The sequence below is a fragment of the Sphingomicrobium sp. genome (assembly GCA_036563485.1).
Lineage (GTDB): Bacteria > Pseudomonadota > Alphaproteobacteria > Sphingomonadales > Sphingomonadaceae > Sphingomicrobium.
In genome coordinates this window covers 582,656-596,139 of sequence record DATCMI010000001.1, presented here as the reverse complement: position 1 = coordinate 596,139, position 13,484 = coordinate 582,656, and the positions used below count along the sequence as shown (strand labels likewise).

Genomic DNA, 13,484 nt, shown 5'->3' with positions numbered 1-13,484 from the left:
CGGTCGGAGCTTCAGGCTCTTCCGCACAGAGGCGCAGCCGTCGTGCCCGGCGCCGTTGGGCAAGCGCTCAGCGCCAGCGCACCGCACCATCGGCGCTGCCTTGCCCCGGAGCCTAGCGCGGAATGGCGTTGATCAGGTCGCCGATGCCGAGCCCGCGGCGCTTCTTCTTCGCCGGCTGCTGTTGCGGCTGGCCCTGCTCGCCCATGGCGCTGCCTTGCATCATGTCGCCCATGCCGCGGATTAGCGAGGCGCTGGTCTTGAACCGCACCTTGGTCGCCCATTTCGGCGCTTTGGGATCATCGCTGAAATTGGCTTCGGGTCCGTAGCCGATCCCTTGCACCATGCCCTGCGGCGATGCCGCTGCGACTTCGGCGGGCAGGATGCACTGCGTCGTCGACGGCGGCAGCACGGTGCCCGCGGCGATCTGCCGCTTGACCTCGCTCGGGCTCAGATAGTCCATCGCCGCCATCTGCGCCTTGTTGGCGGAGCTCCACATGATGACCTCGCCGGCCGCATTGGCGCCGAACATCGCCAGCGCGTAGCCGGTCGCGGTCGGCGCCGGGTTCCACGTCAGCCGCATCGCGCCGGACGGCAGGGCGCCTGCTTCGCGAAGCCCAAGCGCCGGCATGAAGTCCTGCCCAGCGCCAAGCGAGAAGGCGATCGGCGGCGAATAATTGGCCTGGATCTTGTGGGCGCCGATCAGCGACCCCTGGACCGGCACCTGGCGGCTGTCGCGCTCGTTCGGCCATTGTCCGAAGCCGGCGGCGCTGGTCGGCGCGCTGACGGTCTTGGCCATGCTCGCCATCGCCGCCATGCCCGGCGGCATCTTGCCCGGCTGCATCTTTGCGAAGTCGATGATCGTCGGCTGGTTGGCTCCGGCATGCTCGCCGCAGCCCCAATAGATCAGCATCCGGCCCTTGGGCTGGGTCCATCCGGTCGGCATGCTGGTCGGCGCCGGCTCGGGCGCCGTGCGCACCGGCGTCAGCAAAGGCAGGCTCGCCCCCATCATCAGCGCCTGCGGGATCAGGTGGTCGGCCTGGGGCGCTGCGGCTGGTTTGGTCTTCGACGCCAGCCGCAGGTCGAGGCTGCGGATCGCGCCGCCGCCGCCGTTCATCATCCGCATCATCTGCGCAGCGTTCATGTGCTGGCCCATGCCTGCGCCCATGCCGCTCTGGGTCGTCACGTCCATCCAGTAGGTCGCGGTCGGTGCCGCGGGCTTCCCGGCCGGAGCCGCGCCAACCAGGACAGCCGCGCTCACGCCCGCGGCCAATACGCCAAGCTTGTTCATGTCTTTATCCACCCCATCAAGGCCGCGCCCCCGCGCCGCCGGATATCTCAGGATTACGCGCCAACCGCCGCCGGTTCAATCCGCGCCGCGATTGCCCCTGCATCCGCAGCCGGTATAGCGCGCGCGATGACTGACCTTAGCCGCATCCGTAACTTCTCGATCATCGCCCACATCGACCACGGCAAGTCGACGCTTGCCGACCGGCTGATCCAGGCGACGGGCGGCCTGTCCGAGCGCGAAATGACGGGCAACCAGCAGGTGCTCGACAATATGGACATCGAGCGCGAGCGCGGAATCACCATCAAGGCGCAGACCGTCCGCCTCGAATGGCAGGGCTATGAGCTGAACCTGATGGACACGCCCGGCCACGTCGACTTCGCCTATGAAGTCAGCCGCAGCCTCGCCGCCTGCGAAGGCGCTTTGCTGGTCGTCGACGCTGCGCAAGGCGTCGAGGCGCAGACGCTGGCCAACGTCTACCAGTCGATCGAGCACGACCACGAAATCGTCCCCGTCATCAACAAGATCGACCTCCCCGCCGCCGACCCCGAGGGCGTGAAGCAGGAGATCGAGGAGATCATCGGCCTCGACGCGTCCGGCGCGGTGCTGGCCAGCGCCAAGACCGGCATCGGCATCCGCGAAGTTCTCGACGCCATAGTCGAGAAGATCCCGCCGCCCAAGGGCGACCGCGACGCACCCTTGAAGGCCATGCTCGTCGACAGCTGGTACGACCCCTATCTCGGCGTCGTAATCCTCGTCCGCGTGATCGACGGCTGCCTGAAGAAGGGCCAGCAGATCAAGTTCATGCAGGCCGGCACCACCCATTTGGTCGACCGCGTCGGCTGCTTCCGCCCCAAGATCGAGCAGCTGCAGGAGCTGGGCGTCGGCGAGATCGGTTTCATCACCGCGCAGATCAAGGAAGTCGCCGAAACCCGCGTCGGCGACACCATCACCGATGCCAAGCGGCCGGCGGCCCAGGCGCTCGCCGGCTTCAAGGAAGTCCAGCCCGTCGTCTTCTGCGGCCTGTTTCCGGTCGACGCCGCCGACTTCGAGAAGTTGCGCGAAAGCCTCTACAAGCTGCGCCTCAACGACGCCTCGTTCAGCTTCGAAACCGAAAGCAGCGCCGCATTGGGCTTCGGCTTCCGCTGCGGCTTCCTCGGCCTCCTCCACCTCGAGATCATCCAGGAACGGCTGACCCGCGAATACGATCTCGACCTCATCACCACCGCGCCCTCGGTGGTCTACAAGATGCACCTCACCCATTCGAAGAATGAGGATGCGAAGACGATCGAGCTCCACAACCCGGCCGACATGCCCGACCCCAATCGGATCGAGAGCATCGAGGAGCCGTGGATCCTCGCCACCATCTACACGCCCGACGAATATGTCGGCGCGATCCTGAAGCTCTGCCAGGACCGCCGCGGCATCCAGAAAGGGCTGACCTATGTCGGCAGCGGCGCCCACCAGCGCGCCCAGCTCACCTATGAGCTGCCGCTCAACGAGGTCGTGTTCGACTTCTACGATCGCCTGAAATCGATCAGCCGCGGCTATGCCTCATTCGATTATGAGCAGATCGGCCACCGCGAAGGCGACCTCGTGAAGATGAGCATCCTGGTCAACGAAGAGCCGGTCGACGCCCTCTCCATGATCACCCACCGCGGCACCGCCGAGGCCCGCGGCCGCGGCATGTGCGAGCGCCTGAAGGAACTCATCCCCCGCCACCTGTTCAAGATCCCGATCCAGGCCGCGATCGGCGGCAAGGTCATCGCCCGGGAAACGATCAGCGCCATGCGCAAGGACGTGACGGCGAAATGCTACGGCGGCGATGCGACGCGCAAGCGGAAGCTTCTGGAGAAGCAGAAGAAGGGCAAGGCGCGGATGCGGGAATATGGGAACGTCTCAATCCCCCAGGAGGCGTTCATCGCCGCATTGCGGATGGGCGACGACGCCTAACGTCGTCGTCAGCGGATGCGGGATGTTTGAGCAGCAACAGCGTGAGGCGCTGTTGAGGCGCAAAGCAGGAGCACGCGTAAGCGTGGGGACTGATCTAGCGCAGCATTGGAAGTTTGAGCATCCCTTAGGAGACCTTCAGTGCGGCGCGGCCGATGCGCGCTGGCCATAGGGCGCTGGAAGCACGGCTGGAGACCCGGGTACGAGCTCGACCCGAACCAGTCTACGACGAGCGAACCGCCGTGCTTTTTCCCACGCGAAGCGTTCCCCTTTCTAGCGCAATAGGTATGCTGCCCCTGCTCGGGCATACATTGGGCCGTGTTCTGCGGTGACTTGGGGGAATTGTGTCCTGTATTCGTCTGTTACATTTGTCGGACGTCCATTTTCGGGTCGACAAGGCAACTGATACAGCGGTTGTCGTTAACGCGCTTGTAGATGATTTGCGGCAAGTGTCGGAGGAAACGGGAAAGGCGATTGACGCGATCATCTTCAGCGGCGACCTCGCATTTTCCGGATGTTCGTTAGAAGATTTCGAGAGTGCCTTCACAAACACGGTTGAGAAGGTTGCGCGCGAAATCGGTGTCCCGCTCGATCGCATATTTCTGGCGCCGGGCAATCATGATATCTGCCGCGAAACGGTTCGCGCGTTTCCTGCACTGCAAGAGGGGCTTGCTGATCGGCTGAACTCAACAGAAGCTGTGAACCAGTTCCAAGACCACTTGGTAGGCGGAGGTGCAGAAGAGCTGCTCGGTATCAAGCGTGTCGAAAACTTCCAAGGGTTCGTGTCGGCTCGGCTGCCGCACCATGATGTTAGTCATCCATTATGTTCTATTGGAACATTTGTGGCCGAGGACCGAAAAGTCGGAATTTCCCTACTCAACTCAGCCTGGAGAGCAACCGGCGAGAGCGACGACGTTGATCAAGGTCGTCTACTTATAGGTGAGCGGCAAGTAGATTATGCACTCAAGGCGCTTGATGGTTGCGATCTAGCCATTGCAGTCGCGCATCACCCCCTGGACTGGCTCGCACCGTTTGATCGTGCATCGGTCGAACCATTAATCTTGGGGGGATTCCACTTATTTTGCTTTGGGCATCTTCATGAAATCTCACCTAAATCGGTAGCTTCAACAAGCGGAACGTGTGTGATCAGCCAATCTGGTTCCATGTACGCAAGCCGGTCTTGGCACAACGGATATCAAATAATTGATGTAGACCTTCTCTCTGGAGAGTTTTCATTCAACCTTAGAGAATACAATGATCGGTCTCGTCGGTTCGGACCTGCTGAAGCTTTGATTTCGGGAGGCGTTATTAGTTTCGATAACCCTCGATCGATCAGTCAAGATGACCGGGGGCAAATCGAGCTTTTTCTTCGCCAGTATCGCCAGATCCTTCGTGAACGAGCGAAGGAACACATTGACTTAGTTAACTTTTCAGACACATACACCGAGCGCCTTCTCGACGAATTTGTTGCGCCTCCGTTATACGAACGGCTGGTCCCTGACCCAAGTGCTACGGAAGATGCTCCAGCAGAACGCGAAGAAGTCAGCGTAGGCGATCTGCTCAACAGCGGCGACAACTTTGTAATAATTGGAGACAGAAAGAGCGGTCGAACAAGCCTCGCCTTTCATCTTGCACTAGAGCTGGCTAGTGGGAGAACAAACACGACGTCAATTCCCGTTTTCGTGGATATAAGAACTTATAAATTTAACTTTTACGATCTTAGAAGGGCGGTCCTTTCTTTTTATGGGCCAGCGCCGAAAGGATTTGCGTTGGAAAAGTCCTTTGAAAAAGGACTATACACCTTTATTGTTGATAATCTTGATGTTTATGACGAAGCTTTGTTGAAGAAGTTTGCAGAACACGTTGAAGTCTTTGAGAACTGCCGTTGGATTGTTATAGCGAGCCCCTCGGCTGAAGGGGTGGTTCGTGATCGCCTGTTATCTGAGGCCTTGCCTTCTTTCCGACGCGTCCATGTCGGGAGCCTTCCCCGGAAGCTCATTCGTCGGATGGCGCGTTACTGGGCTGAAGACCGCTCGTCCGACGACAAAGACGCTTTCGAAGCCGTCATCAATCAGCTGAACCGAGATGGGCTACCCAAAACGCCATACATGGTGGCGCTAGTACTGTGGGCTCTCGAGCAAAGGAAGGCCGGGGAGCGCTTAAACGAGGCTCTTCTTCTGCGGAACGTGATTGAGCACTTGCTCGGTCGAGCAGACTTCACTCTGTCAACGCGTGCATCATTCAATCCAACCTCTAAAGAGCTGACCCTGCAAGAAATTGCTTGGTTGCTGCGTGAAAAGGCCGGATTTGTCGACGAAAATGAGCTTGTCGCTCACTTAGCGGCATATTTCGGTCGCAAGAGACTGCCATTCTCCGCTGCCGATGTGCTGACCAAGTTGCTAGATTGCGGAATCCTTAGCCGCTCCGAGGGGTTGGTAGCATTCAAATATAAGGCCTTTCAGGAATACTTCGTTGCACTCCGCCTTCAGGGTGAACGCACAAGCCTCAATGATGCCTTGTCAGACTTAGAATTCTTGAAGTTCCGCCGAGAACTGGAGCTCTTGTCCGGTCTCCGACAGAAAAACGACGATCTCATACATGTTATCACGAAGGTGCTCACATCGCGTGTGCCTGATCGTTTTGTTAAATGCGAGGCGGAGGAAATCGATCGATTAACCAGCAAGGGCGTCGGTGCCGGCACAACAAAGGCCAAGCTGAATGAGATTAGGCGTACTCGACTGACGGACGATCAAGTCGATCAGATAATGGACGAGGCTGACCGCCGCGCGGTTGCGCGAGGTGAGCGGCCGGTTTCAGCTAGCCTAGAAGAGGCAGAGGGCGATATCTACAAGGCTGCTTTGGCGAGAGAGGCCGAGGCAATTGACGCAGACAGCGCTAGTGTGGGTGAACCACTTCGTCCAAGCACTCACATGGCCAGTATCGATCTTCTCGCCAAAATTGTTCGAAACTCTGATTTCACCGACTTCGATGTGAAAGGACCCGCTGCTGCTTTAGTGCTCAAGAGCTGGGTCAAGATAATCATTTTGATGCTCGAAGAGATCCGGGAGATCGTCAGCAAGATCAAGTGGCCAGATGGTTCTTGCGTCGAAGAAAAAGACCTCGAAATAATGAACTACTTGCTTGCCAGGGTTTTGATGGCAATGGCTGGACAGACGGTAGTCGACCAGCTTTCTTCTCCGACTATCGCCGACACTATTGCGGGGATTATAGACGAATGTGATCCATGCACCGGAGAAAAAATCTTAGGCTCATTCATCCTAGAAGATGCGCGGTATAAAGGCTGGCAGACCCGCTGGCGAGACATGATAGTCGATCGAACATCATCTGGGTTCGTCGTCGAAGCATTCATGGATCGACTTTGGGCAATTGTTTCTCGCCGCGCTCTTGATCAAGATCAGAGCAAAAGGGTCAATTCGATCGCAGATGCGATCGAGGAGCGTTTGGAGCTTGGAAGCGCGAGCAAAAGCGCTTTTCTCGAAAACATTCGGACAGCAACCAACTTGAAGCGGATCGGTGACGCGGACTTAACTGGGTCAGGATCTTAGGCTGAGGCGCCAAGTCGCCGCGCCGTCGGACGGGTTGTCCTCACTGCGTTCGTTCTCTTCGATCGGGCTCGCTTGAGGCTCGCCGCCCCGCGGCCCGTGCTGGCTTTGAGCAGCCGTTCCACCGTGCCCCCGGCATGGCGGCCACGCGGCTGCTCTCGGATAGCTCACTTGGCGCTGCGCGCCTGTTCGCTATCCTCGGCGCTCTCGCTCCAATCCACCGGCTCAAGCCCCTCCTCAGCGCGGTGCTCGTCGATCTGCTTGCGCAGCTCGGCTTTCTTGTCCTCGCCGTAGCCGATCTCGCCGAAGCTCCAGCCGCTTTCCGCGGTCAGAACCATGTCCGGCTGGCGCTGGTTGGCGATGTTCGCGGGCTCGTCGTCCTGGGCCTCCATCCGGTCGGCCTTTTCCCAGTCGACGGGCAGCTCGGTCAGGATCTCGAACGCGGCGCGCTTGCCGGGGCTGGTGCTGATCTCGGCGAGGAAGGCGCGGCGGCAGAGCAGGAGCTTGCGGGCGATGCTGGTCGCCGCGTCGGCGCCGCGGCGCTGGAAGCTCTCCTCGTCCTCCCATTCGCCTTGCTCGTTCATCACCTGGCCGGGCTCGGGAAGCAGCTGGACCTGTTCCTTGACGCCGCGGCGAGGGCGCGGGGCGGCGGCGGCCGCCTGTGCGGCGTGGGCGACGTTGCGGGCGAGGGCGGCGCCGTGCTTCGCTTCATAGTGGGCGAAGGCGGCGTCGACGGCGGCGCGCAAGGAATCCGCGTCGTCGCGGTCGAGGATGCGGTCCATGCCGGCGCGGCTGCGGCCGAGAATATTGACGGCATGGTCCTTCGAGCCGGTGGCGGCGACGGCGGCGACGAAGGCGCGCTGGGCATCCGCGCTCCAGCCGTTGACGCGCTTGCGCATGGGCACGGGATCGAAGTCGAGCAAGGCGGCAATGTCCGGATCGGCCATCAGCTCGTCGATGCCGGGATCCTCGTCGCCGCTGTCGGGCGCGGCATGCCCCTTGGAGTCGCTCATCCGCGATGATGAACCAAATCGGTTCGCAATAGGAAAGTGTTTTCGAACCACCGGGAGGAGCGGACGCGTGGACTCGCGGCCTAAGCCGCCCGCGCTCCGCTTTGGATGTCTGCGAAGCCGACGAACTGCGCGCGCAGGTTGGCGTCTTCGATCGGCGCGGCGAGCTTGGCGACGATGTCGGCGAGGCTGCCGTGCTCGGGCGCGTCACCGCCGCGCAGGCAGCCCATGGTCCAGTCGGCGCAGGCGCGCTGCTCGGCCTCGCGGCCGTCGATGACCACCGCGGCGAAATGGCGCGGGTCCCTGCGGATGCGCGAATAAGCGGCGGTGACCAGCACCGGCGGCCCTTCGAGCAATTGCAGGAAGCGGGTGCGGCCGACGACCAGCAGGCCGGTGATTCCGTCGCGCGCATTGTTGCGCCGCGAGACGCGCAGGATCTCGTCGCACTGCGCGTCGATCATCGGCGAGCGCATGGTGGAGATGTAGACCAGCTGCTGGATCATGGCCGCGGCTATCGGCCTCGCGCGCCTTTGCCGGAAGCTGGACGAAGGACTGTGCAGCGAAAGGTTAAGGCAGCAGCAGCAAAGGTGCATCGACTTGTGCGGCGGAACGCGCTTATCTGACGCATCATGGCGGACGGGGGCGAGAAACAGCGGAGCGAGGCGGCGGCGCCGACCGTCGACCCCAACCGCGTGGTGCCGGGCCTTCCGAGCGAGATGTTCAGCGGGCCGGGGCTGTTCGCGCTTGCCGACCTGCTGCCGATCATGACCGGCTTCTTCGACTCCAACCTCGTCATGCAATTCTGCAACAAGGCTTTGTCCGAATTCATGGAGCGGCCGCGCAAGGACATGCTGGGGCAGCATGCGCGCGCGATCATGGGCGAGAAGGGCTTCGAGCGGCGGCGGCCGATGCTGGAGGCTGCGCTTGCCGGCGAGCAGCAGTTCTTCATCGCCGACTTCGACCATCCGCTGCGCGGCCTGCTGGCGATCCAGACCGAATATCGGCCGTGGGTGGCGCCGTCGGGCGAAGTTGAAGGCGTCGTCTTCATCATCCAGGACGTGACCGAGCAGCGGACCGCGGAGCGCGCGCTCCGCGAAAGCGAGGCGCGGTTCCGGCGGATCGCCAACCAGGCGCCGGTGATCATGTGGGTGACCCGGCTCGACCGCACCCGCGACTTCGTCAACGACGCCTACATGGAATTCCTCGGCACCGATGATCGCGAGGTCGCGCGGCTGTACGACTGGCGCTCGGGGATCCACCCCGACGACATCGAGCGGGTCACGGCGGAAAGCATCGCCGGCGAAGCGAGCCTCAAGCCCTTCACGCTCGAGGGGCGGTTCCGCCGCGGCGACGGCCGCTACGTCTGGCTGCGCAGCACCAGCAGCCCGCGCTTCGGCCCGGACGGCGAACATGTCGGCTTCATCGGCGCCGCGACCGACATCACCTTGACCAAGGAAGCGGAGCTCGAGCTCAAGGCCGAGGTGGAGCGGCAGACGCGCGAGCTGGCGGTTTCCGAAGCCCGATTCCGCGCCGTCTTCGACACCGTCCTCGAAGTGCTCGTCCTGATGGAGCCGGACGGTACGATCGTCGAGCTAAACCGCAAGGAAGCGGCGTGGCGGGCGCCGAACCATAGCGAGAAGCTGGGCGTGAAGATCTGGGATTCGCCGACGCTGAAGCCCTATCCACAGCTCGTGCCGATGATGAAGAAGGCGGTGCGGACCGCGGCGTCGGGCAAGCTGTTCAACCAGGAACTCGCGCTCGAGCGGGAAGGCGCCGCGACCGCCCATCTCGACGTTTCGGTGCAGCCGGTGCGCGGCCGCGACGGCGCGGTCATGTACCTGCTGTTCGAAGCCCGCGACATCACCGAGCTGAAGGCGGCGCAGGAGCAGCTCCGCCAGAGCCAGAAGATGGAGGCGCTCGGCCAGCTCACCGGCGGCATCGCCCACGACTTCAACAATCTGCTGACCGTCGTCGTCGGCGGCCTCGACCTGGTCGCCAAGCGCACCGAGGATGCCAAGCTCAAGCGCTATGCCGAAAATGCGCTCGCCGCCGCCGACAGGGGCGCCCGGCTGACCGCGCAGCTGCTGGCCTTCAGCCGCGTCCAGCGGCTCGAGGTGCGGCCGACCCAGGTGGCCCCGCTGATCACCAACATGCGCCCGCTGCTGCGCAACGTGCTGGGCCCGGGCGTCAGCAAGGAATTCAAGCTCGACGACGGCGGACTGCCGGTGATGGCCGACCCCACGCAGCTGGAAGTCGCGATCCTCAACCTGGCGATCAATGCGCGCGACGCGATGCCCGAAGGCGGCGTCCTGACCTTCGCGACCAAGCCCGTGGCCATATCGGGCGATCCCGAACTGGAGGACGGCGACTATCTCGAATTATGCATCGGCGACACCGGCCTCGGCATGCCGCCGGAGGTGGTCGAACGCGCCTTCGAACCTTTCTTCACGACCAAGGAGGTCGGCAAGGGCACCGGGCTCGGCCTGTCGATGGTCTATGGAATGGCGCGGCAATCGGGCGGCACCGCACGGATCGAAAGCCGTCCAGGCGACGGCACGACCGTCAAATTGCTGTTCCGCAAGGCGGATGGCGCAGTGGTTCGGGATGCGGCCGCGGACGTCACCGAGAGCGACGCCGACGAAGCGGTTCGGCCGGCGGCGTCCGTGCTGGTGATCGACGACGATCCCGATGTCCGCGGCTTCGTCGTCCATGCGCTCGAGGAACAGGGCTATCGCGTGCGTGAGGCGGGCGACGGCGCCGAGGGCCTCCAGCTCCTGGATCGCGAAAGGCCCGACTTGGTCATCGTCGACTTCATCATGCCCGGCATGTCCGGCGCGGAGGTCGCGAGCCGCATCCGCGAGAAGTTGCCCGAGCAGCCGATCCTGTTCGTGTCCGGCTATAGCGAGACCGAAGCGGTCAAGCGGACCGCGCCCGACGCGCCGCTCCTCGCCAAACCGTTTCGGTCCGACGCGCTCCACAAGGCGGTGCGCGCGGCAATGGCCCCCCACGGCTGAACGCCATCGCCGTTCGTGCGTTTAGAAGCGCATGATCGGCCCAGTCCTCGCCCTTGCACTCGCCGCCGCCGCACCCGGAACTGCTGATGCGCCCGGCAACCCGACGGTCGGAGCGACTCCCGCGGCGGTGCAATTGTTCGAGCGCGACTGGGTGCTGATGAACTGGGCGCTGAAGTTCTACGACGCGGACGACGACATTTTGCTGAACCCCTCGGAGGCCGAAAAGGCCGCTGCGGAGTTCCGAAGGATCGCCGACGGCGACAGTGACGGCCGGGTCACGCCCGTCGAGTTTCGCCAGGCGCGCGACTTCATCAAAGCGCGCTACTGAAGCTCAGTCCCCCAGCAGGTCCGCTGCGCGCATCGCCAGCTCCGTGCGATTGTCGACGCCCAGCTTGTCGAAGATGGCGTGGAGATAGACCTTCACCGTACCTTCGGTGACACCGAGCTGCGCGGCGATGTCGCGGTTGCGAAGCCCCTGCCGGACAAGGTCGACCAGTTCCCGCTCGCGCGGCGTCAGCGATGGCGTCCGCGCCGCTCGCTCCTTCGCCTGGCGCAGCTGCTCGGCGATCTCGGGATCGATGAAATTGTCGCCGCCGGAGACCTTCTCCATGCAGTCGAGAAGCAATGCAGGGTCGGACGTTTTTAGGATCATGCCCTCGGGTGTGAGCTTGTCGGCCTTGAGCAGTTCCGCGTCGGTCATGCCCGCGGTCAGGAGAATGACCCGCGCCTTTTCCCCGCCTTCCCGAAGCTGGCGAAGCACGTCGATGCCGTTGCCGTCTGGCATGTTGACGTCCAGCAGCAGGATGTCGGGACGGTGCTGCCGGACCTGGGCGAGCGCTTCGGCGCCGGTCCGGGCGCGGCCGACGAGGTCGTACTTCGTCCCGCGCAGCAGCACGTCCATCGCCGCGGCGATCATCGGGTGGTCGTCGGCAATCAGGACGCGGGTCATGCAGGGGCTCCGTCGAGTGGCAAGGTGATCAGGAGGTTCGTACAGCCGGGTTCGGACACGAGTGATAGCGAACCGCGCGCACGGTCGACACGCTCCTTCAGCGACCATGGTTCGATCAGCTTGCCGCCCGTTGCCGGGCCGAAGCCGGATCCGTCGTCTTTCACTTCGAGCGCCAGCTGATCCTGGGCTGCACGAATGGCGACATCGACACGCTTCGCCCCGCCATGGCGGACGGCATTGGCGACGGCCTCGCGGAGCAGCTGCTGGAGGTCGAAGGCGAGGCGGATCGGGACGGAAGCATGGTCATGCGCCGCCTGCACGCGGCATTCGATGTTCCATTGCCGGGCAAGCCGGGCAGCGAGAGCACGCAACTCGTCGACCGCTTCCTCGAGCTCCAGTTCGCGGTCGCGGCGAAGCGCGGAGATGAAGGCGCGGATTTCCCCCTGCTCCTCGATCAGCAGGCGTTTCAGTTCGCCGAGCTGGGCTTCCACCTGTTGGCCGGAGCGGGATCCCCGCATCATGGCCTCGACGCGAAAGGCGGCGCCTGCGAGGAACTGGACGACGCTGTCGTGGACATCGCGAGCGAGCGACAGGCGGGTGCGCGCCGCCGCGCCCTGCTCGATGGCGGAAAGCAGCGCCTCCCGGTCAAGCAAGGCGCCGACGGCGCGCCCTGCTTCCTGGCCAAGCTCAAGATAATCGACCGAGGAATCGGTGAGGTCCCAAAGGACGAGCCACCCGGCCTGGGTGCCGGTGTTCACCCTGGCGACAAGTCCCTCGTCGATCCCGTGCGCTTCGAAGAAGCCGGTTTCGAGGAGGCGAGCGGCGTTTCGAAACCGGTACCAGCCCTCGGCGCGCCTGCTTAAGGTCCGCAGCCGCGGCAATGCGAACAGTGCGACATTCGTCTGCTCGTGGCGAATGAGCGGCCGATCGGCCGTCACCGGCGCGGGCACGCCGCCAGACACCATCGTGCCGTTGAACTGGTCGCCGCCCTCCCGATCGAGGAGCAGCGCTCCCGATCGTGCGCCCGTTGCCGTCATCGCCAGGCGCAAAGCCTGCATGAGCGGATCGTCGGTGCGATCGGGCGAAGGGCCCAGCCCGTCGACTGCCGAGAAGAGCTCCGGCCGGCGCTGATGGATGCCGAACCAGATCAACAGCAGCGACAGGATCAGCAAATGTCCGCTGCGGACGATGAACCGCTGCACCTCGAAACGCTCGCTTCCGGCCACCAGCAGGCCTGCCGTCAGGTAAAGGATGACGAGCGCGGCGGCGGTCAGCGCGGTTTCACGCCAGCCCCAGCGGATCGCCGCCGACAGGAGCGGCAGGATGAAGAACAGGAAGAAGGGACTGGTGTAGCCGTTGGTCGAAAAGACGATGGTGGTGAACACCGCCATGTCGAGAAGGTGCGCGGGGGCGGCGAGCCGGGCGTCGAGCCACCAGTTGCGCCAGGTGAGGACGGCGATGCCGACCGCGAACAGGACATAGAAGAGGAGCAAGAGATAGCTCTGCTCCGGCGCCACCGCCGGCTGGCTGTGGTCCAGCCAGATCGAAACGAGGAACAGGGCCGCGAGCATCGTCCGGCCGAGCGCAATGACTCGGCCGCTCTGGTGCTGGAAAAGGCTTTGAGGACCCGAGAAGTTCAAATGCGCATCCTGCCGCAAGTTGGAACGAGCTTAGACAGGTGCGGGTGGCAGTCAAAGCTGCCCTTGAGGCTGG

9 protein-coding genes are annotated in these 13,484 nt (G+C 63.2%); 4 read left to right on the top strand and 5 right to left on the bottom strand.

Features of this window, described 5'->3' with window-relative positions; translation table 11 throughout:
* Positions 1-112: 112 nt before the first annotated feature.
* Positions 113-1,288, bottom strand: a complete 1,176-nt coding sequence (locus VIL42_03160) for a hypothetical protein (protein HEY8591847.1) — start codon at positions 1,286-1,288, stop codon at positions 113-115.
* 126 nt (positions 1,289-1,414) lie between these two features.
* Between VIL42_03160 and lepA the strand changes: the two genes are divergently transcribed.
* Together lepA and VIL42_03150 are read left to right on the top strand one after the other, a co-directional pair.
* Positions 1,415-3,238, top strand: coding sequence for a translation elongation factor 4 (lepA, locus tag VIL42_03155; protein HEY8591846.1), 1,824 nt, complete (start codon positions 1,415-1,417; stop codon positions 3,236-3,238).
* A 341-nt stretch (positions 3,239-3,579) separates the two neighbouring features.
* On the top strand, positions 3,580-6,801 hold the full coding sequence (locus VIL42_03150; protein ID HEY8591845.1) for a metallophosphoesterase: 3,222 nt from the start codon (positions 3,580-3,582) through the stop codon (positions 6,799-6,801).
* A gap of 164 nt (positions 6,802-6,965) precedes the next feature.
* Here VIL42_03150 and VIL42_03145 read toward each other — a convergent pair whose 3' ends face one another.
* Positions 6,966-7,811: a hypothetical protein gene (locus tag VIL42_03145; protein ID HEY8591844.1), complete on the bottom strand. Its 846-nt coding sequence runs from the start codon at positions 7,809-7,811 to the stop codon at positions 6,966-6,968.
* 80 nt (positions 7,812-7,891) lie between these two features.
* Entirely contained in the window at positions 7,892-8,311 is a 420-nt protein-coding gene (locus tag VIL42_03140) for a BLUF domain-containing protein (protein HEY8591843.1), read from the bottom strand.
* 126 nt (positions 8,312-8,437) lie between these two features.
* Here VIL42_03140 and VIL42_03135 point away from each other — a divergent pair, with 126 nt between their 5' ends.
* Positions 8,438-10,822, top strand: coding sequence for a PAS domain S-box protein (locus VIL42_03135; protein HEY8591842.1), 2,385 nt, complete (start codon positions 8,438-8,440; stop codon positions 10,820-10,822).
* 31 nt (positions 10,823-10,853) lie between these two features.
* The gene (locus tag VIL42_03130) at positions 10,854-11,150 is read left to right on the top strand and encodes a hypothetical protein (protein ID HEY8591841.1); all 297 of its coding nucleotides are present in this window, start codon (positions 10,854-10,856) and stop codon (positions 11,148-11,150) included.
* 3 nt (positions 11,151-11,153) lie between these two features.
* Here the strand turns inward: VIL42_03130 and VIL42_03125 are convergent, their stop codons facing one another.
* Entirely contained in the window at positions 11,154-11,771 is a 618-nt protein-coding gene (locus tag VIL42_03125; protein HEY8591840.1) for a response regulator transcription factor, read from the bottom strand.
* Complete coding sequence (locus VIL42_03120) at positions 11,768-13,429, bottom strand: ATP-binding protein (GenBank protein ID HEY8591839.1); 1,662 nt, start codon at positions 13,427-13,429, stop codon at positions 11,768-11,770. Before VIL42_03120 ends, VIL42_03125 begins: the two co-directional genes overlap by 4 nt.
* Positions 13,430-13,484 lie beyond the last annotated feature (55 nt).

Coding starts and splice junctions, on each gene's coding strand:
- lepA (HEY8591846.1), top strand. CDS start 1,415: ATGACTGACCTTAGCCGCATCCGTAACTTCTCGATCATCGCCCACATC.
- VIL42_03125 (HEY8591840.1), bottom strand. CDS start 11,771: ATGACCCGCGTCCTGATTGCCGACGACCACCCGATGATCGCCGCGGCG.
- VIL42_03145 (HEY8591844.1), bottom strand. CDS start 7,811: ATGAGCGACTCCAAGGGGCATGCCGCGCCCGACAGCGGCGACGAGGAT.
- VIL42_03135 (HEY8591842.1), top strand. CDS start 8,438: ATGGCGGACGGGGGCGAGAAACAGCGGAGCGAGGCGGCGGCGCCGACC.
- VIL42_03140 (HEY8591843.1), bottom strand. CDS start 8,311: ATGATCCAGCAGCTGGTCTACATCTCCACCATGCGCTCGCCGATGATC.
- VIL42_03160 (HEY8591847.1), bottom strand. CDS start 1,288: ATGAACAAGCTTGGCGTATTGGCCGCGGGCGTGAGCGCGGCTGTCCTG.
- VIL42_03130 (HEY8591841.1), top strand. CDS start 10,854: ATGATCGGCCCAGTCCTCGCCCTTGCACTCGCCGCCGCCGCACCCGGA.